17 protein-coding genes (1 of these 17 only partly in view) are annotated in these 18,467 nt (G+C 66.9%); 11 read left to right on the top strand and 6 right to left on the bottom strand.

Annotated features, from left to right (window positions below; translation table 11 throughout):
- Positions 1-75: 75 nt before the first annotated feature.
- The 5 genes from JCM7685_RS12540 to iscR all read right to left on the bottom strand — a co-directional run bounded on the left by JCM7685_RS12540 (position 76) and on the right by iscR (position 5,548).
- Entirely contained in the window at positions 76-1,092 is a 1,017-nt protein-coding gene (locus JCM7685_RS12540; protein WP_074969085.1) for a GlxA family transcriptional regulator, read from the bottom strand.
- 72 nt (positions 1,093-1,164) lie between these two features.
- Positions 1,165-2,487 (bottom strand): AI-2E family transporter, encoded by a 1,323-nt coding sequence (locus tag JCM7685_RS12535; RefSeq protein ID WP_074969030.1) that lies wholly within the window; start codon positions 2,485-2,487, stop codon positions 1,165-1,167.
- 105 nt (positions 2,488-2,592) lie between these two features.
- Positions 2,593-3,816, bottom strand: a complete 1,224-nt coding sequence (locus JCM7685_RS12530) for a saccharopine dehydrogenase family protein (protein WP_074969028.1) — start codon at positions 3,814-3,816, stop codon at positions 2,593-2,595.
- A 45-nt stretch (positions 3,817-3,861) separates the two neighbouring features.
- Positions 3,862-4,968 (bottom strand): carboxynorspermidine decarboxylase, encoded by a 1,107-nt coding sequence (locus JCM7685_RS12525; RefSeq protein WP_074969026.1) that lies wholly within the window; start codon positions 4,966-4,968, stop codon positions 3,862-3,864.
- Positions 4,969-5,089: 121 nt separating this feature from the next.
- Positions 5,090-5,548 carry a Fe-S cluster assembly transcriptional regulator IscR gene (gene iscR / locus JCM7685_RS12520; RefSeq protein WP_074969024.1) on the bottom strand — a complete coding sequence of 153 codons (459 nt, stop codon included), beginning with the start codon at positions 5,546-5,548 and terminating at the stop codon, positions 5,090-5,092.
- Between the two features lie 165 nt (positions 5,549-5,713).
- Between iscR and JCM7685_RS12515 the strand changes: the two genes are divergently transcribed.
- The 9 genes from JCM7685_RS12515 (at position 5,714) to JCM7685_RS12475 (ending at position 16,993) form a co-directional block, all read left to right on the top strand.
- Entirely contained in the window at positions 5,714-6,373 is a 660-nt protein-coding gene (locus JCM7685_RS12515; protein WP_074969022.1) for an alpha/beta hydrolase, read from the top strand.
- Between the two features lie 44 nt (positions 6,374-6,417).
- Entirely contained in the window at positions 6,418-7,542 is a 1,125-nt protein-coding gene (locus JCM7685_RS12510) for an HD domain-containing protein (protein WP_074969020.1), read from the top strand.
- Positions 7,543-7,651: 109 nt separating this feature from the next.
- On the top strand, positions 7,652-8,863 hold the full coding sequence (locus tag JCM7685_RS12505; protein ID WP_074969018.1) for an NADP-dependent isocitrate dehydrogenase: 1,212 nt from the start codon (positions 7,652-7,654) through the stop codon (positions 8,861-8,863).
- A gap of 219 nt (positions 8,864-9,082) precedes the next feature.
- Complete coding sequence (gene purQ / locus JCM7685_RS12500; RefSeq protein ID WP_074969016.1) at positions 9,083-9,751, top strand: phosphoribosylformylglycinamidine synthase subunit PurQ; 669 nt, start codon at positions 9,083-9,085, stop codon at positions 9,749-9,751.
- 65 nt (positions 9,752-9,816) lie between these two features.
- Positions 9,817-11,610, top strand: a complete 1,794-nt coding sequence (locus tag JCM7685_RS12495; RefSeq protein ID WP_100526083.1) for a sensor histidine kinase — start codon at positions 9,817-9,819, stop codon at positions 11,608-11,610.
- Between the two features lie 19 nt (positions 11,611-11,629).
- On the top strand, positions 11,630-12,955 hold the full coding sequence (locus JCM7685_RS12490) for a sigma-54-dependent transcriptional regulator (protein ID WP_074969014.1): 1,326 nt from the start codon (positions 11,630-11,632) through the stop codon (positions 12,953-12,955).
- Between the two features lie 24 nt (positions 12,956-12,979).
- Positions 12,980-13,195 (top strand): hypothetical protein, encoded by a 216-nt coding sequence (locus JCM7685_RS12485; protein ID WP_074969012.1) that lies wholly within the window; start codon positions 12,980-12,982, stop codon positions 13,193-13,195.
- A 409-nt stretch (positions 13,196-13,604) separates the two neighbouring features.
- A complete protein-coding gene (locus JCM7685_RS12480) occupies positions 13,605-16,166 on the top strand; it encodes an Rne/Rng family ribonuclease (protein ID WP_074969010.1) in 2,562 nt (853 codons plus the stop codon).
- Between the two features lie 83 nt (positions 16,167-16,249).
- Positions 16,250-16,993 (top strand): cytochrome c biogenesis CcdA family protein, encoded by a 744-nt coding sequence (locus JCM7685_RS12475; RefSeq protein WP_074969008.1) that lies wholly within the window; start codon positions 16,250-16,252, stop codon positions 16,991-16,993.
- Here JCM7685_RS12475 and JCM7685_RS12470 read toward each other — a convergent pair.
- Positions 16,990-17,790, bottom strand: coding sequence for an enoyl-CoA hydratase (locus JCM7685_RS12470; RefSeq protein ID WP_074969006.1), 801 nt, complete (start codon positions 17,788-17,790; stop codon positions 16,990-16,992). The two genes, JCM7685_RS12475 and JCM7685_RS12470, sit on opposite strands and share 4 nt — an antisense overlap.
- Positions 17,791-17,874: 84 nt before the next feature.
- On the opposite strand from JCM7685_RS12470, the gene JCM7685_RS12465 reads away from it, so the two are divergent.
- Together JCM7685_RS12465 and rplM are read left to right on the top strand one after the other, a co-directional pair.
- Positions 17,875-18,318: a PaaI family thioesterase gene (locus tag JCM7685_RS12465; protein WP_074969004.1), complete on the top strand. Its 444-nt coding sequence runs from the start codon at positions 17,875-17,877 to the stop codon at positions 18,316-18,318.
- Between the two features lie 129 nt (positions 18,319-18,447).
- Positions 18,448-18,467: the 5' end (the start) of a 50S ribosomal protein L13 gene (rplM, locus tag JCM7685_RS12460; RefSeq protein WP_017998496.1), read on the top strand. It continues 445 nt past the right edge of the window; only the first 20 of its 465 coding nucleotides appear in the window; it begins with the start codon at positions 18,448-18,450; the stop codon falls past the right edge of the window.

Raw genomic sequence — 18,467 nt, 5'->3', positions numbered from 1 at the left:
CTGTTCTGGTCCCGAAGGCGCGGCCATTATCCCGAAGATTCGCGCCGGTTGCGGGCAGGGGCGAAGCAACGCGCGTCAGACCGGCTCTTGCTCGGTCAGCACGCCGCGGCTTTGACGCCAGAGGTCGGGGGTGGTGCCCTCGGTCTCGCGGAAGACGCGGATCAGGTGCGAGGCGTCGCAGAAGCCGGTCTCCTCGGCGATGCGGGTGACGGTGCGGTCGGTGCGCGCCAGCAGCATCCGCGCCTGCGCCAACCGGATGCGGATCGAGGCATCGGCGGGCGGAATCCCCAGATCGGCGTTGAAATGCCGTTCCAGCTTGCGCCGGCCGACGCCCAGGTCGCGGGCGATGCGGGCGATGGGCAGGGGTGCGTGCAGGTTCTGCTGCATCGCCAGCAGGGCCCGGCGGACCAGCGGGTCGCGGGCGTGCAGTTCCAGCGGCAGGCCGGGCTGGGGGCGGTCGCCTTGCATCGGCTCGTCGATCATCAGGATCGACAGCGCCTTGCGCGCCGCGGCACGGCCCAGGTGGCGGTCGATCAGGAAGGCGGCCAGATGCGCCGCGCTGACCCCGCCGGAACAGGACAGCCGGTCGCGATCCACCACGAAGATCTGGTCCGAGACCGGGCGCATCTTCTCGAACTCGGCCAGGAAATCCTGGTGGTGGAACCAGCTGACGCAGCAGCGGTAGCCGTCCATCAGTCCGAAGCGCGCCATCGAGAACACCGCGGTGCAAAGCCCGGCCAGCGGCACCCGCGCCTGCGCCGCCCGCTTCAGGAAGGCGCCCTGGTCCAGCGACAGGCCGGGACCGCCGTCGATCAGCCCGCCCACGGCGACGATATAGTCGAAGCGCGTCGGATCGCCCAGCCGCTCGTCCGGCTCGATGCGGATGCCGCAAGAGCTTTGCACCGGCGCCATGTCCGAGGACAGCACCCGCCAGCGGCAGCGGATCGGCCGCGAGCCGTCGCCGTCGTCGGCGGCCAGGCGCAGCACGTCGACGAAAGTGGCAAAGGCCGACAGCGTGAAACGCGGCGCCAGCAGGAAGCCGATGCGCAGCCGGGGCTGGTTCTGGTCGGAGGATGTGTCGGGTTCGGGCATGTGTCGCGATTCGTCCATAGCTGACGTCGCGATCATGCCATGTTTTCGCCGCAGGTCCAGTGGGGATCGTCGCTATCCCGGTGCGGCCAGCGGCGCGGTGGCCTTGGCGGCGTCGGCCGCGTCGCCGGCATCGTCGCCGGCTTCGACCAGATCGCGGGCCTCTTCCTCGTCCTCGTCCTCCAATGCGGGCGGATCCTCGCCGGCCAGGAAGTTGCCGAATTTCTCGAGCCCGGGAATATGGTCGGCCAGCACCCGCATCACCACCAGCAGCGGCACCGCGACGATCATGCCGATCACCGACCACAGCCAGGCCCAAAGCGCTACGGTCAGGAACACCACGACCGTGTTCAGCTGCAGCTTGCGCGAGACGAAATAGGGCGTAATCAGCTGGCCCTCGACCGCCGAGATGCCGAAATAGGTCAGGCCGACCATGAAGGGCGTGAACAGGTCGTCATAGACGAACAGCCCGACCAGCATGGTGACGATGACGCCGGTGATCGGCCCCAGATAGGGGATGTAGTTCAGCAGGAACACCGCCAAGCCAAAGAGCATCGGGCTGGGCATGCCCCAGGCCCACATCGCCAGCCCGACCGCGATGCCCAGGCAGGCGTTGATCAGCGTGATCGCGCCCAGATAGGCGCCGAGCGAATCCTCGATCTCGCGCAGCGCCAGGTAGGCGGCGCGCTTTTCGCGCATGGAGTCGAAGCTCTGCACGATCTTGAGGTAAAGCAGATCGCCCGAGGACAGCAGGAAGAACAGCAGGAACAGCGTCAGGATGATCTGGCCGACGAAGGCCGGGCCAAGGTTCAACACGCTGACCAGGGTCGAGGTCTGGGGCGCGGCGTTCACCTCGACCTGGATCTTCTGGTCCGGGGGCTGCGGCGTGCCCGGTTCCGGCACCGAGGTCAGCGTGCCGGTCAGCGTGGCGTCCGGCACCGCCTCGCCCGGAGGAGCAGGAGGGGGCTTGCCGCCGCCGCCGGTCAGTTCGTCGATCTTTTCCGCCGCCCGCTCCAGCCCGCGGAAATTGCTGCGCAGTTCGGTAAAGCGCTGCTCCAGCCGGTCGCCGATCTGCGAGGAGTTCTCGATCAGCCGGTTCACCGGCCCCGAGATCACGAAGCCGATCACCACCACCGAGATCACCAGCCCCAGCGAGACGATGGCTGCGGTGACGACGGCGCCGATGCCCAGCCGCTCCATCAGCCGGCGGAAGGGGACGAACACGAAGAACAGCAGAAAGGCCAGCGTCACCGGCATCAGGAAGTCCCGCGCGTCGGCGAAGAAGGTGAACAGCAGGAACAGGAAGATGCCGATCACCGCCCAATTGGCGACGCGGGGCAGGGACCGCTTTTCGTCCGGTTTCGAGACCGGGAACATGTGATTGTCTGGCGGCACCATGATCCCTCCGGTCCTCGGGCGCCCGCGGCAGGGCGCAGGCGGAAACGCAGGCCCCGCGCCGGGGTTCCTCGGCGCGGGGCTGATTTAGGTTAAAGCGGCTGCCGCTTACAGCGGATGGTCGCCCGAGGCGTCGATGACGCGGGTCGGCAGGCCCAGGTCGCCCAGCATTTCCAGGAAGGGACGGGCCGGCAGGTCCTCGACATTGGCCATCTTCCGGACGTCCCAGGGGCCGCGGGCGATCAGGATCGCCGCCGCGACCGGCGGCACGCCGGCGGTGTAGCTGATGCCCTGGCTGCCGACCTCGTTATAAGCGTCCTTGTGGTCGGCGACGTTGTAGATGAAGACCTCGCCCGGCTTGCCGTCCAGCGTGCCCTTGACCAGATCGCCGATGCAGGTCTTGCCCTCGTAGTCGGGCGCCAGGCTGGCCGGGTCGGGCAGCACGGCCTTGACCAGTTTCAGCGGCACGACCTCCAGCCCCTCGGCGGTCTTGACCGGCTGCTCCGACAGCAGGCCCAGGTTCTGCAACACGGTGAAGACATTGATGTAATGCTCGCCGAAGCCCATCCAGAAGCGCACGTCGGCGTCCTTGTAGCGGGCCGAGAGGCTGTGCACCTCGTCATGGCCGGACAGATAGGCGGTGCGCTTGCCGACGACGGGCAGGTCCCATTCGCGGCCGACCTCGAACATCTTGTTGGTGCGCCATTCGCCGCCCTGCCAGGAATAGACCGTGCCGGTGAATTCGCGGAAATTGATCTCGGGGTCGAAATTGGTGGCGAACCAGCGGCCGTGGCTGCCGGCGTTGATGTCGACGATGTCGATCGATTCGATCTTGTCGAAATATTCGTCCTCGGCCAGCCGGGCATAGGCGTTGACCACGCCGGGGTCAAAGCCCGCGCCCAGAATGGCGGTCACGCCGGCCTTTTCGCAGTCCGCGCGCCGCTTCCATTCGTAGTTGCCGTACCAGGGCGGCGTCTCGCAGACCTTGGCCGGGTCCTCGTGGATGGCGGTGTCGATATAGGCGGCGCCGGTGTCGATGCAGCCTTGCAGCACGGTCATGTTCACGAAGGCCGAGCCCACGTTGATGACGATATGCGCGTCGATCTGGCGGATCAGCGCCGCCACCGCCGCGCTGTCCATGGCGTCCAGCGGATGGGCGGCGAATTCGACCGAATGGCCCTTCTCACGAATGCTCGCGATGATCTTCTCGGCCTTGGACACGGTTCGGCTGGCGATATGCAGCGTTCCGAATTCCTTGGCGTTCTGCGCCACCTTGTGCGCGACCACCTGGGCGACGCCGCCGGCGCCGATGATGAGCACGTTCTTGGCCAATTCAGTCTCCTTTTCGGGGCTGGGAAAGGGATGGCTTGCGCCTGCTCAGGACAGGCTGGCTTTGTAGTCGTCGTAGTCGAACCGGCGGACCTCGCGGATCGTTCCGTCCTCGGCCCGGATGGCGATGGCGGGCATGGCGACGCCGTTGAACCAGTTCTTCTTGACCATGGTATAGCCGCCGGCATCGGCGATGCTGATCCGGTCGCCGACCTTCAGCGGTGCCGGGAAGCGGCCCTCGCCGAAGATGTCGCCCGCGAGGCAGGTCTTGCCGGCGATCTGGAAGGGATGCTCGCCGTCCTGCGGCAGCTTCGCCGTCTCGCGATAGATCAGCAGGTCGAGCATATGCGCCTCGATGCTGCTGTCCACGATGGCCACGTCCTTGCCGTGATGGATCACGTCCAGCACCGTGACCTCAAGCGAGGTCGAGCGGGTGATGCTGGCCTCGCCCGGTTCGAGGAACACCTGCACGCCGAAGCGTTCCGAGAACGCCTTCAGCCGGTCGGCCAGCCGGTCCAGCGGATAGCCGTCGCCGGTGAAATGGATGCCGCCGCCCAGGCTGACCCAGTCGAGTTTTTCCAGGAAACCGCCGAATTCGGCCTCGATCCGGCCCAGCTGCGCGTCGAAAAGCTCGAAATCGGCGTTCTCGCAGTTGTAATGGATCATCACGCCCGAGATGCGGTCCAGCGCCGCCTCCAGCCGGTTCAGGTCCCATTCGCCCAGCCGCGAGAACGGCCGCGCCGGATCGGCCAAGTCGAAGCCCGAGGTCGAGAACCGCGGGTTCAGCCGCAACCCCATGGCGATGCCCCGCTCGGCCGCCTTCGCCCCGAAACGGTCGAGCTGGCCCAGGCTGTTGAAGATGATCTTGTCGGCATAGCCCAGCGCCTCGTCGATCTCGTGATCGGCCCAGGCGACGGAATAGGCATGGGTTTCCTTGCCGAACTCCTCGCGGCCCAGCCGCAGCTCGAACAGCGAGGACGAGGTGGTGCCGTCCATGAAGTCGCGCATGAAGTCGAAGGCCGACCAGGTGGCGAAACATTTCAGCGCCAGCAGGCATTTCGCCCCCGAGCGTTCGCGCAGATAGGCGATGCGCTCCATGTTCGCCCGCAGCTTGGCGAGGTCGATCAGGTAATAGGGCGTCTGCAGATCGGACATGGCGCGGGTCCCCCGGTCGCGAAACCGTGCAAGGTCAACGGAAAGGCTCATTTAGGGCCATGCGCGCGGTTTCGCAAGGAAAGGTGACGGCCGCGTGACGGGAGCGGCCTGCCCGCCCCGCCTAGTCGTCCACGATCGACAGCAGCTTCGGCAGCGCCGGGCAGGGCAGCAGCTGGTTGCGGGCCACGTCCGCCAGCGTGTGATTGTGCAGGAAGACATAGACATGCGCCGACAGGCTTTCCCACAGCCGGTTCGACAGCGTCTGCGCACGCGACCCCGAGACCCCGCCCGAGGCGCCGGCGCCGACATGCAGCGCGCTGACCGTCTCGTCCACGGCCTCCAGGATGTCGGCGACACGGATCGTCTCGGGCGTCTTGGCCAGACGGTAGCCGCCGCCGGGGCCGCGCACCGATTCGACCAGCCCGGCGCGGCGCAGCCGCACGAACAGCTGTTCCAGATAGGGCAGGGAAATATCCTGCCGCTGCGAGATCTCGGCCAGCGAGGTCAGGTCGTCGCCCTTGGCGATGGCCAGGTCCACCAGCGCGACCATCGCGTAACGTCCTTTGGTTGACAGTTTCATCTTGCCTCTCCCACTGGCCGCAAGCCATTGACGAAACGTGCGGCGAGGGCTAATTCCCCCGCGCCGTCCTTGATGCGTCTTGCCTATATCGGGCGCGCTTCCCAAATTGACGATCTAGAGCCGCGCCGCCACAGGGTCAAGAAACCCGAGTCTCGAAGGAAGCCCATGCCCGAACTGATTTTCCCCGGTCCCGAAGGTCGCCTGGAGGGTCGCTATCATACGCAGCCCAACCCGGACGCGCCCATCGCCATCGTGCTGCACCCGCATCCGCAATACGGCGGCACCATGAACAACCGGGTCGTGTACAACCTGCATTACGCCTTCCACCGCATGGGCTTCACCGTCATGCGGTTCAATTTCCGCGGCGTCGGGCGCAGCCAGGGCGAGTTCGACCAGGGCATCGGCGAGTTGTCGGATGCCGCCTCGGCGCTGGACTATCTGCAGGCGATGAACCCCAACAGCAAGCATTGCTGGGTCGCGGGGTTTTCCTTCGGCGCCTGGATCGGCATGCAGCTGCTGATGCGCCGGCCCGAGATCACCGGCTTCATCTCGGTCGCGCCGCCGGCGAACATGTACGACTTCTCGTTCCTGGCGCCTTGCCCGTCCTCGGGGCTGATCATCAACGGCACCGCCGACCGCGTGGCGCCGCCCAAGGACACCCATGCCCTGGTCGGCAAGCTGCGCGAGCAGAAGGGCATCACCATCACCCATGAGGAAATCGAGGGCGCGGACCATTTCTTCCGCGACGACGAGGTCCACATGAAGCCGATGATCGACACGGTGCAGACCTATGTCCGCCGCCGCCTGACCGAAAGCACGCGATAGGACCGGAGGCCCGGCCCCTTCCCGGGCATTTCTGCAAAGGCGCCATGACCGACCTGACCCTGCAACTCGCCTTCCTGACCGAGGCCGACCGGCTGAAGACGGTCGAGCGTGCGAATGTGCTGATGGATCTGTCGCGGCCGGAAAACAGCGCCGAGCACAGCTGGCACGTCGCGCTTTATGCGCTGGTCTTCGGCGCCACGGATCGGGCCATCGCCATGATCCTGATCCACGACCTGGTCGAGATCGACTGCGGCGATCATCCGATCCACCTGGCCCATGACGTCGCGGCCGTGCAGGCGGCCGAGGCGGAGGCCGCGCACCGGCTCTTCGGCCTGTTGCCGGGGGGCGAGGTGCTGCTGGCGCTGTGGCACGAGTTCGAGGCAGGGGTGACGCCCGATGCCCGCATGGCCAAGCGCCTGGACCACATCCAGCCGCTGTTCCAGGTGCTTTGCGCGCCCGAGCCGTTGTCCGCGCATCTGGATATCGTCCGCGACAACATGGCCTCGGGCCGCGCCGCGCGGCTGCGCGCGGAATGGCCCGAGGCGATGCAGGCCGCCGACGCGCTGCTGGCGGGCGCCGCGCCCGGGGGCGATTTCGGCCGTCGCCTGGCCTTCTTGGCCGAGGCCGACCGGCTGAAATCGGTGCTGCGCGCCAGTCTGCTGGCCGATGGCTCGCGGCGCGAAAACAGCGCCGAGCACAGCTGGCACCTGGCGCTTTATGCGCTGGTGCTGGCGGGCGAGGCGGGTCCCGGCGTCGACATCGGCCGCGTCATCCGCATGCTGCTGCTGCACGACCTGGTCGAGATCGATACCGGCGACGTGCCGATCCATGCCCAAAACGGCGCGGCCCATCACGGTGCCGCCCAGCTTGCCGCCGAAGCGGCTGCGGCCGCGCGCATCTTCGGCCTGCTGCCCCAGGGGCAGGGCGCCGCGCTGCAGGCGCTCTGGACCGAGTTCGAGGCGAACCGGACCCCGGACGCCGTCTTTGCCAAGTCGCTGGACCGGGCGCAGCCGGTGATGCAGAACATCGCCTCGGGCGGGGGATCCTGGGTCGAATACCGCGTGACCTACGAGCAGCTGGTCGAGCGCGTCGGCTTGCGCATCGAGCGCGGCGCGCCTTCGCTCTGGTCCTGGCTCAGCGAAAGCGCGCGGGTTTTCTTCGTGAAGTGACGGTCGGGCAAGGGCGGAGAATTCGGTATGCAACTGCATACCGGACTTCCCTTTCGACCGGAATGCGGCTATAGCCGGCGCAGCCGAATCCTAACCGAAGGGACCACCCATGTCGAAGATCAAGGTAGAGAACCCCGTCGTCGAGCTCGACGGCGACGAGATGACCCGGATCATCTGGGACTTCATCAAGCAGAAGCTGATCCTGCCCTATCTGGACGTGGACCTGAAATATTACGATCTGGGCATCGAGGAGCGCGACCGCACCAACGACCAGATCACCGTGGATGCCGCCAATGCGATCAAGCAATATGGCGTCGGCGTGAAATGCGCCACCATCACCCCCGACGAGGCTCGCGTCGAGGAATTCGGCCTGAAGAAGATGTGGAAGTCGCCCAACGGCACCATCCGCAACATCCTGGGCGGCGTGATCTTCCGCGAGCCGATCATCTGCAGGAACGTGCCGCGCCTGGTGCCGCACTGGACCCAGCCCATCGTCGTCGGCCGCCACGCCTTCGGCGACCAGTACAAGGCCACCGATTTCCGCTTCCCCGGCAAGGGCACGCTGACGATCAAGTTCGTCGGCGAGGATGGCGAGACCATCGAGCACGAGGTCTATCAATCGCCCGGCGCCGGCGTCGCCATGGCGATGTACAACCTGGACGATTCGATCCGCGACTTCGCCCGCGCCTCGATGAACTACGGCTTGCAGCGCGGCTATCCTGTCTATCTGTCGACCAAGAACACCATCCTGAAAGCCTATGACGGCCGCTTCAAGGACATCTTCGCCGAGGTCTATGCCGCCGAGTTCGAGGACAAGTTCAAGAAGGCCGGCATCACTTATGAGCACCGGCTGATCGACGACATGGTGGCCTCGGCGCTGAAGTGGTCGGGCGGCTATGTCTGGGCCTGCAAGAACTACGACGGCGATGTGCAGTCGGACATCGTGGCGCAGGGCTTCGGCTCGCTGGGGCTGATGACTTCGGTGCTGATGACGCCGGACGGCAAGATCGTCGAATCCGAGGCCGCGCATGGCACGGTGACGCGGCATTACCGCGAGCATCAGAAGGGCAACCAGACCTCGACCAACTCGATCGCCTCGATCTTCGCCTGGACCGGTGGCCTCAAGCACCGCGCCAAGCTGGACGGCAACGAGGCGCTGCTGAACTTTGCCCAGACGCTGGAGCGGGTCACCGTGCAGGCGGTCGAGGACGGTCACATGACCAAGGACTTGGCGCTGCTGGTGGGGCCGGACCAGAAATGGCTGTCCACCATCGGCTATCTGGAAAAGGTCGACGATTATCTGAACAAGGCGCTGGCCTGATCGTTCCGACGGGTTTGGGAAGGGGCGGGGGAAACCCCGGCCCTTTCGCTTTCGGGGCCGTTGCCTGTGGGTATTTGGAAAACGGAAAGTGTGGCCCGGCGCCGGCGGGACCGTTGTGCGGCCGTTTCGGGTATTTGCGCAACGGAGAATGGGCGAAGGCGGCTTAACATGGCGGCGGGCTTGGAGTATGGGGATTGCACGCCCAAACGGAGTCCTGCGATGAAAGCCGCCGTCATCACCTTTCCCGGATCGAATTGCGACCGCGATCTGGCCGTCGCGCTTACGCGGGCCGGGGCCGAGGTCACGCGGGTCTGGCACAAGGACGAGGCGCTGCCGGCGGGGACCGACCTGGTGGCGGTGCCGGGGGGATTTTCGTTCGGCGACTATCTGCGCTGCGGCGCCATCGCCGCGCATTCGCCCGTCGCCGCCGCGATCAGGACCCATGCCGCGGGCGGCGGCTATGTGCTGGGCATCTGCAACGGCTTCCAGGTTCTGACCGAACTGGGGCTGCTGCCGGGTGCGCTGATGCGCAATGCCGGGCTGAAATTCATCTGCCGCGAGGCGGTGCTGCGGGTCGAGACCGTCGCGAGCCCCTTTACACGCGCCTATGCGCCGGGGCAGGAGATCCGCATTCCGGTCGCGCATCACGACGGCAATTACCAGATCGACCCCGAAGGGCTGGCCGCGCTGAAGGATCAGGACCGCATCGCCTTTACCTATGCGCTGGGGATCAACGGCTCGGTCCGCGACATCGCCGGGGTGCTGTCCGAGAATCGCCGCGTGCTGGGCATGATGCCGCATCCCGAGCGGGCGGCCGATGCCGCGCATGGCGGCACCGCCGGAGCGGGGCTGTTTCAGTCGCTGATGCAAGAGCTTGTCTCGGCCTGACTTGAGCGGCGACCCTTCGAGGATTAGACTTCGCCGATCCCCGACAGGGGCGATGCCGGAGGCGCATGCGACAGGAAGAGAACTCTGCGGGACTGTCGGACGGCAGGGCCGGCCTTGCCGGCCGGTGGGGCCTGCGCGGTGCCATCCTTGCCCTGCTGGTCCTGGCCGGGGGCACGGTCTGGTTCACCAATGCCTGGCTGACGGCGCGGTTTTCCGAAACCACCCGGGTGCGGACCGAGCTGCGCTCGGCGCTGTATACCGGCAACCTGCTGTCGGAACTGCAGCGCACCTCGGTGGTGCCCCTGCTGCTGGCACGCGATCCGGCGCTGATCTCGGCGCTGACGGGCAACGACTTCTCGGGGACGTCGGCGCGGCTGATCTCGGCCCAGAAGGAGATCGCGGCGGCCTCGATCAAGCTTCTGGACGCTTCGGGGCGGGTGGTGGGGTCCACCGACCGCAACCTGATCGGCACGAACTATGTGCAAGAGCCGTTCTTCGTCGAGGCGCTGCGGTCCAAGGATACGGTGTTCACCGTCTCGCCTTCGCCGCAGGGGGCCTATGAATTCACCTATTCCCGCACCGTGGTCGCGGACGGGCGCACGCTGGGCGTGGTCGTGGTCGGGGCGGATCTGGTGCGGCTGGTGCGGTCCTGGGCCGGGATCTCGGACGCGATCGCGGTGACGGACAGCGCCGGGCAGATCATCCTGTCGACCGAGCCGCGCTGGCGCGGGTTGACCCTGCCCGAGGCGATGGCGGTGCGCTCGGCCCCTTCGGCCATCGCGCGCGCCTTCCAGGTGACCGCGGATTGGGCGGCGACGCCGGCGGATGCCTATGTCGCCGGCCGCGCGGTGATGCAGTCCGAGACCCGGATCCCGTTCCGCGGCTGGAAGATGATCGCCTTTACCACCTATGATTCGGTGCGCGAGCGGGTGAACGCCGTGCTGGCCATGGTCATCATGGGCTTTGCCATCCTGCTGGCGGCGGTGTTCTATCTGCTGTCGCGCCGCGCGCGGGTCGAATCGGCGGCCTGGATGCGCGAATCGGCCGACCTGCGGGCGCTGAACATGCGCCTGACCCGCGAGATCGCCGAACGCGAGCGCATGCAGAAGGAATTGCGCGTGGCTGAGCAGACCGTGCAGCAATCCTCGAAACTGGCCGCCCTGGGCGAGATGTCGGCCGGCGTCAGCCATGAGCTGAACCAGCCGCTGGCGGCGATGAAGACCTATCTGGCCGGGGCGCGGCTGCTGCTGCAACGCGGCCGCGGCGAGGAGGCGCTGTCCAGTTTCCAGCGCATCGACGATCTGGTCGAGCGGATGGGGGCCATCACCCGGCAGCTGAAATCCTATGCCAGGAAGGGCGGCGAGGCCTTCGAGCCGGTGGACCTGCGCGCGGCGCTGTCCAGCGCGCTGGTGATGATGGAGCCGCAGCTGCGCTCGCGCACCATCCGCTTGCAGCGCAACATCCCGCGCTATCCGGTCATGGTCTATTGCGACCGCATCCGGCTGGAGCAGATCATCATCAACCTGCTGCGCAATGCCGTGGACGCGATCAGGGGCATGCGCGACCCGGCGATCGAGATCACGGTAAGCTCCGGTTCTCACGCATTCTTGTCCGTTCGCGACAACGGGCCTGGTGTATCGGACCTGGAAAATCTGTTTGAACCCTTCTTCACCACCAAGAAGCCCGGAGAGGGGACCGGACTGGGCCTGGCGATCTCGTCCGGAATCGCCGCCGACTTCGGCGGGCGCCTGACCGCGCATAACGTGTCGGACGAGGGCGACCGGGGCGCCGTATTCGAACTTGAGCTGCCGCTCCATGATCCTGGCCGCAGGGCCGGGAGCGGGATGGCGGCGGAATGACAGGAAGGGGTATTGGCCCATGAGCCGCACTTTGAAGATAGCCGTTGTCGACGACGAACCCGACATGCGCGAGTCGATCAGCCAGTGGCTGGTGCTGTCGGGCTTCGACACCGAGACCTTCGCCAGCGCCGACGAGGCATTGAAGGTGATCGGCGCCGATTGGCCGGGGGTGGTGATTTCCGACATCCGCATGCCGGGCATGGACGGGATGGCCTTTCTCAAGCGGCTGATGGGGCTCGATTCGGGCCTGCCGGTCATCATGATCACCGGTCATGGCGACGTGCCGATGGCGGTCGAGGCGATGCGGATCGGGGCCATGGACTTCATGGAAAAGCCGTTCAATCCGGAACGGCTGACCGAACTGGTCAAGAAGGCCAGTCAGGCCCGGCGCATGACGCTGGACAACCGCGCCCTGCGCCGCGACCTTTCGGAAGGTCAGCAGGTCATGTCCAAGCTGATCGGCGCCAGCCCGGTCATGGACCGGCTGCGCGAGGATATCCTGGACCTGGGCCAGGCCGACGGCCATGTGCTGATCGACGGCGAGACCGGCACCGGCAAGACGCTGGTCGCCCATGCGCTGCACGCGGTCGGGCCGCGCGCCAGCAAGAAGTTCGTGCCGATTTCCTGCGCCGCCTATAACGACGAGGTGCTGGCGGCGAAGCTGTTCGGCCCGGTCGAGAACGGGTTGCCCGCCGTCGAGGAGGCGCGGGGCGGCACGCTGTGTCTGGAAGACATCGAGGCGCTGTCCGACGGGTTGCAGGCGCGTCTGCTGGCCTTCATCGCCGAGCAGGGCAGCCCGGCCGAGACCCGGATCATCGCCATTTCCAACGCCCGCGGCGAGGGCCGCCGTGCCGAGGATTCGCTGCGTCCCGACCTGTTCTATCGGCTGACGGCGCTGAAGATCACCCTGCCGCCGCTGCGCTCGCGCGGCGAGGACATCCTGTCGCTCTTCACCCGCATGACCGAGCAATTCGCCGAGGAATACGGCTGCGAGCCGCCGCAGGTCACCGCGCAAGAGGCGGCGCAGCTGTTGCAGGCGCCCTGGCCGGGCAACGTGCGCCAGCTCATCAACGTGGCCGAGCGCGCGGTCCTGCAAAACCGGCGCGGCTCGGGCTCGATCGCCTCGCTGCTGATGGCGGATGGCGAGGACATGCAGGAGGCGACGACGACCGAGGGCAAGCCGCTCAAGGAATATGTCGAGAGCTTCGAGAAGATGCTGATCGACAACACCATGCGCCGCCACAAGGGCAGCATCGCCGCCGTCATGGACGAGCTGTGCCTGCCGCGCCGGACCCTGAACGAGAAGATGGCCAAATACGGGCTGAGCCGGGGCGACTATCTGTAGCTTTCGGTAGCGGAGGGGGCAGGGATGCGTCCGCGCAGCGAGGCGACCGGCGGATACGATTATGGCTGGCTGATCGCCGTGGCGCTGGGGTTGCTGGCGATCTCGGCCGGCGGTCTTGCGATGCTGGCCGTCGCGATCCGGCGCCAGCTTGCCGGGCGTCCGTCCCCCGGCCTGATGCTGGGCGGAGCAGTGCTGGCGCTGCCGCTGCTGGTGGGCCTTGCGCTGTTCCTGATCGGCTGAAAGCGGCCGCGCGAAAAACTGATTGTAACGGTGCGGGTTTCCCCGCTATCTTGCCGGCACAAGGCTGGGCCATCTCAATCGTGGATTGTTCGCCTCGACAGTTTCGCAGCGCGTAGCCAGCCGCGACCCCTGAAAGGGCCGGTGGTGTCACGCGCGGAAAATCCTACCCATGCCCCTCGGGGCCTCTGGGAGACAATATCGCAGCCCGGACCGCGCCGCGGCACGGGCCAAGAAAGGTAAACAGACGCGATGGATCGCGCAGCGCAGCTTGATCGGCAACGGCGGCAGGGGAAAGCCCTGACCGGCGCGATTGCTGCTGTCCGCTCGGGCATCGTCGTCCTCTCATATGACAGCCGGACCCTTCCCCCGCCCACAGGCGGGCCGGTGCGGCTGCCCGAAAGACGGAAACATGTCAAAGAAAATGCTGATCGACGCCACGCATGCCGAGGAGACTCGGGTGGTCGTGGTCGACGGAACCAAAGTCGAGGAATTTGATTTCGAGACGGTCAACAAGCGGCAGCTTGCTGGCAACATCTATCTGGCCAAGGTCACGCGGGTCGAACCCTCGCTGCAGGCCGCCTTCGTGGATTACGGTGGCAACCGCCACGGTTTCCTGGCCTTTGCCGAGATCCATCCCGATTATTACCAGATCCCCGCCGCCGACCGGCAGGCGCTGATCGAGGAAGAGCGCCAGGCCGCCGTGGCCGAAGCCGACGAGGGCGAAAAGACCAAGCGCAACCCGCGCCGCCGCAAGGGGCCGAAGCCGGCCGCGGCCGACAGCGGCGATGCCGTGGTCAGCTCGGACGAAATCGCCGGCATGACCGTGGTGGACCTGTCGGAGGGAGATGCCGAGCCGGTCGAGCCGATGCCTGCGGATTCCGCCGTTGCGGAGGCCGCCGAGGGTGAAACTGGCGACACCGCCGGCGACGAGGCCCATGCCGAGGACGCGCATGAGGACGACGGCATCGAATCGGTCGCCGAAGAGGACGTGACCGAGGAGATCCGGCCGCCGAAGAAGCCGCGGGCCCGCCGCTACAAGATCCAGGAAGTGATCAAGGTCCGGCAGATCATGCTGGTCCAGGTCGTCAAGGAAGAGCGCGGCAACAAGGGCGCCGCGCTGACCACCTATCTGAGCCTGGCCGGCCGCTATTGCGTGCTGATGCCCAACACCGCGCGCGGCGGCGGGATTTCCCGCAAGATCACCAATGCCGCCGACCGCAAGAAGCTGAAGGAAATCGCCAGCGAGTTGGAGGTGCCGGAGGGCGCCGGCCTGATCATCCGCACCGCCGGCAGCCAGCGGACGCGGACCGAGATCCGCCGCGACTACGAATATCTGATGCGGCTGTGGGAACAGATCCGCGAACTGACCTTCAAGTCCATCGCTCCGGCCCCGGTCTATGAGGAAGGCGACCTGATCAAGCGCACGATCCGCGACATCTACTCGAAAGAGATCGACGAGGTCCTGGTCGAGGGCGAGCGCGGCTACCGCACCGCCAAGGACTTCATGAAGATGATCATGCCGTCCCACGCCAAGAACGTGAAGAATTACCAGGACCAGATGCCGCTCTTCGCGCGCTTCCAGGTCGAAAGCTATCTGGGCGGCATGTTCAACCCGGTCGTGCAGCTGAAATCCGGCGGCTATATCGTCATCGGCGTGACTGAGGCGCTGGTCGCCATCGACGTGAACTCGGGCCGGGCCACGAAAGAGGGCTCGATCGAGGATACCGCGCTGAAGACCAACCTGGAGGCCGCTGACGAGGTCGCCCGCCAGCTGCGCCTGCGCGACCTGGCCGGGCTGATCGTCATCGACTTCATCGACATGGAAGAGCGCAAGAACAACGCCGCCGTCGAGAAGCGCTTCAAGGACAAGCTCAAGACCGACCGGGCGCGGATCCAGGTCGGCCGCATCTCGGGCTTCGGCCTGATGGAGATGTCGCGCCAGCGCCTGCGGCCGGGGATGCTGGAATCGACCACGCAGCCCTGCCCGCATTGCCATGGCACCGGCCTGATCCGCAGCGACGACAGCCTGGCGCTGACCATCCTGCGCGCCATCGAGGAAGAGGGCACCCGCAAGCGTTCGCGCGAGGTCCTGGTCAAGGCGCCCATCGCCGTGGCCAATTTCCTGATGAACGCCAAGCGCGAGCATATCGCGAATATCGAGGCGCGTTACGGCATGTCCGTGCGGGTCGAGGCCGATCCGGTGCTGATCTCGCCCGATTACGCCATCGAGAAGTTCAAGACCGCGACCCGGAACGTGCCCGAGCTGGTCTCGCCGGTGGTCTCGGTCGATGCCAGCCTGATGGCGCAGATCGATGGGGAAGAGGTCGAGGCGGAAGACGTCGAGGACCTGACCGAGGAAGTGCCGAGCGAGGCAGCCGAGGAAGCCCGCGGCGAGAATGGCGATGGCGAGAACGGCAAGCGCCGCCGTCGTCGCCGCCGTCGCCGGGGCGGCCGCAATGGTGAGGGCGAGGGCGAGGATCACAGCGAGGAGGGCGTCTCTGATGCCCTGGCCGAGGGCGAGGAGGAAACGTCTGCCGAAGTTGCGGTGGAGGCCGTGGCGGAGATCTCGGCCGAGTCCGCGACCGAAGAGGATGCCAAGCCGCGCCGCCGCACCCGGACCCGCCGCCGCAAGGCCGAGGACGAGCCGGCCGCCGCTGAAACCGTTGCCGCCGAAGCCGACGCCGAGGACGTGGCGCCCGTCGAGCCGGCGTCGTCCCTGCCGGTCGAAGAGGTCGCTGTGGCGGAAGCCGAGCCGCCGGCCGCGGATGAGCCTGTGGCGGAATCCGGGCCCGTGCCGACGGTCGAACCCGAGAGCGAGGTGGAGGTCGACGTCGCCTCCGAGCCTGTCGCCGCGCTCGAACCGGCGGACGCGCCCGACGCCCCGGCTGAGGAAACCCACGCCGAGTCCGAGCCCGCCATGGCCGAGGACGAGGCCGCGCGGCCAAAGCGCCGCGGCTGGTGGTCAGCCTGACCCTGGGGCCGATGGCCGCAGCCACGGAATATTGACGGGCGCGGGGCTTCCCCGCGCCTTTCTCATCGCGCAAGGTGCCGGGCATGTTGGGAATCGAGCTTGCAGATGCCGCCTTCCTGCCCGCCGCGATGGTCGCGCTGCTGGCCGGAATCCTGTCCTTCCTGTCGCCCTGCGTGCTGCCCGTCGTGCCGCCCTATCTGGCCTATATGACCGGCGTGGGCGTCGGCGGGTTGAAATCGGGCGAGCGCAGCGCGGTGGTGCCGGCGCTGTTCTTCATCCTCGGCCTGTCGACGGTGTTCCTGCTGATGGGCATGGCGGCCTCGGCCTTCGGGCGGCTGTTCCTTCAATGGCAGGACTGGCTGGCCCGCGGCGCGGGGCTGGTGGTGATCGTCATGGGCCTGCATTTCCTGCGCGTCATCCGCATCCCCTTCCTCGACACCGAGGCGCGGTTGGACGCGGGCGACAAGGGCGGCACCTCGTTCGGCGCCTATATCCTGGGCCTCGCCTTCGCCTTCGGCTGGACGCCCTGCATCGGGCCTCAGCTGGGCATGATCCTGTCGCTGGCGGCGACGGGCGCCGAGGCCGGACGCGGCGCGGCGCTGCTGGCGGTCTATGCGCTGGGTTTGGGCATTCCCTTCCTGCTGTCCGCGATCTTCATCAACCGCGCCATGGGGCTGATGAACCGCATCAAGCCGCAACTGAAGCTGATCGAGCGCATCATGGGGCTGCTGCTGGTCGTCGTCGGCGCGGCGCTGCTGACCGGCGCCTTCCCGGTCTTTGCCTATTGGCTGCTGGAGACGTTTCCCTGGCTGGCCGCGCTGGGTTAGTCCCAGGCCGGCGGGCGCTTTTCCAGAAAGGCCTGGATGCCCTCGGCGGTGTCCGGGCGCAGCAGGTTCTCGCAGATCACTTCGCCCGTCGCGGCATAGGCTTCGGCCAGCGCCATGCCGGCCTGGGCGTGGAAGGCGCGCTTGCCCAGGCGCACGGCAGCCGGCAGCTTGGCGGCGACGGTTTGCGCCAGCGCCATGGTTTCGGCCTGCAGCGTGTCGGGGGCGGTCACCCGGTTGACCAGCCCCAGCTCGCGGGCGCGGGCGGCGTCGACGAACTCGCCCGTCACCAGCAGCTCGAAGGCGGCGCGCGGCGGGATCGCCCGGGTCAGCGCCACCATCGGGGTCGAGCAGAACAGCCCGATGTTCACCCCGTTGACGCCGAAGCGCACGCCCTCGGCTGCGACGGCCATGTCGCAGCTGGCGACCAGCTGGCAGCCGGCGGCGGTGGCGATGCCCTGCACCTCGGCGATGACCGGCTGGGGCAGGGCGGGCAGTTTCTGCATCAAGGCCGCGCAACGCGAGAACAGCCGTTCATAGGCGGCCCGGCCGTGATCGGCATCGTTCCGCGCGCCCTGGATCTCGCGCAGGTCGTGGCCGGCGCAGAAGGCCTTGCCGCGCGCCGCGATGACCAGCGCGCGCACGCCGCTGTCGCCCGCGACCTCGTCCAACGCATCAGAGAGCGCGTCGATCATCGCCGTCGACAGCGCATTGTAATTCGCGGCGCTGTTCAGGATCAGCCGCGCGACGGCGCCATGGTCCTCGCGCAGCACCAGCGGCTCGGGGTCTCCGTCTTTCATCCTATCCTCCCTGACGCCACGGCGCGGCTTGCCTTTGTCGAGCCTTGCCGTCCAGTCTAGCCGGCGGCAGGGCGGGGGAAAAGCATGGCGTTGCAGATGGATCGTTCGCGTCTCAACGCGTTTCTCGACCGGGTGTTCCCGCAGGTCGCAGATCAGCTGCGGGTCGAGTCGGTAGACGAGCACCTGCTGATTGCGCGGCTTCTGGTCGATGATCGGCACCTGCGACCCGGCGGCACGGTCAGCGGCCCGACGATCTTCGCACTGGCCGATGTCGCAATCTACCTGGCGATCCTGGCCCGCATCGGCGAAGTGGCGCTGGCGGTGACCACCAATGCCTCGATCGACTTCATGCGCAAGCCCGCGGGGGGGTGCGATCTGCTGGCGGAATGCCGCATCCTCAAGCTGGGCCGGAGCCTGGCGGTGGGCGAGTGCCTGGTCTTCTCGGCAGGGCGCGCCGATGCGGTGGCGCGATGCTCGATGACCTATTCGATTCCGCCAAAACCCGCCGAAAATCGGGCCTTGGAGTGAGGTATTGTAATACCTATTTTGTAAGATGCTGATTTTCATTTGGTAATTGGCGATCCGCACGCTTGATTTGCGCGCCGCTTTGGCCGATATACCGCCATCTCGAATTACAGCCCCCAAAGGGACCGACAGATGAAAACCTATACCGCGAA

Source organism: Paracoccus aminovorans, from assembly GCF_900005615.1.
Lineage (GTDB): Bacteria > Pseudomonadota > Alphaproteobacteria > Rhodobacterales > Rhodobacteraceae > Paracoccus > Paracoccus aminovorans.
The sequence above is the reverse complement of the archived record's forward strand: the minus strand, read 5'-3'. Positions and strand labels throughout refer to the sequence as shown.

What these genes read in the sequence shown, in the direction of transcription:
- JCM7685_RS12465 (WP_074969004.1), top strand. Translation starts at nt 17,875, where the DNA reads ATGGCGTTGCAGATGGATCGTTCGCGTCTCAACGCGTTTCTCGACCGG.
- JCM7685_RS12485 (WP_074969012.1), top strand. Translation starts at nt 12,980, where the DNA reads ATGCGTCCGCGCAGCGAGGCGACCGGCGGATACGATTATGGCTGGCTG.
- iscR (WP_074969024.1), bottom strand. Translation starts at nt 5,548, where the DNA reads ATGAAACTGTCAACCAAAGGACGTTACGCGATGGTCGCGCTGGTGGAC.
- JCM7685_RS12540 (WP_074969085.1), bottom strand. Translation starts at nt 1,092, where the DNA reads ATGCCCGAACCCGACACATCCTCCGACCAGAACCAGCCCCGGCTGCGC.
- JCM7685_RS12490 (WP_074969014.1), top strand. Translation starts at nt 11,630, where the DNA reads ATGAGCCGCACTTTGAAGATAGCCGTTGTCGACGACGAACCCGACATG.
- JCM7685_RS12510 (WP_074969020.1), top strand. Translation starts at nt 6,418, where the DNA reads ATGACCGACCTGACCCTGCAACTCGCCTTCCTGACCGAGGCCGACCGG.
- JCM7685_RS12475 (WP_074969008.1), top strand. Translation starts at nt 16,250, where the DNA reads ATGTTGGGAATCGAGCTTGCAGATGCCGCCTTCCTGCCCGCCGCGATG.
- JCM7685_RS12535 (WP_074969030.1), bottom strand. Translation starts at nt 2,487, where the DNA reads ATGGTGCCGCCAGACAATCACATGTTCCCGGTCTCGAAACCGGACGAA.
- JCM7685_RS12525 (WP_074969026.1), bottom strand. Translation starts at nt 4,968, where the DNA reads ATGTCCGATCTGCAGACGCCCTATTACCTGATCGACCTCGCCAAGCTG.
- JCM7685_RS12470 (WP_074969006.1), bottom strand. Translation starts at nt 17,790, where the DNA reads ATGAAAGACGGAGACCCCGAGCCGCTGGTGCTGCGCGAGGACCATGGC.
- JCM7685_RS12480 (WP_074969010.1), top strand. Translation starts at nt 13,605, where the DNA reads ATGTCAAAGAAAATGCTGATCGACGCCACGCATGCCGAGGAGACTCGG.
- JCM7685_RS12505 (WP_074969018.1), top strand. Translation starts at nt 7,652, where the DNA reads ATGTCGAAGATCAAGGTAGAGAACCCCGTCGTCGAGCTCGACGGCGAC.
- purQ (WP_074969016.1), top strand. Translation starts at nt 9,083, where the DNA reads ATGAAAGCCGCCGTCATCACCTTTCCCGGATCGAATTGCGACCGCGAT.
- JCM7685_RS12495 (WP_100526083.1), top strand. Translation starts at nt 9,817, where the DNA reads ATGCGACAGGAAGAGAACTCTGCGGGACTGTCGGACGGCAGGGCCGGC.
- JCM7685_RS12515 (WP_074969022.1), top strand. Translation starts at nt 5,714, where the DNA reads ATGCCCGAACTGATTTTCCCCGGTCCCGAAGGTCGCCTGGAGGGTCGC.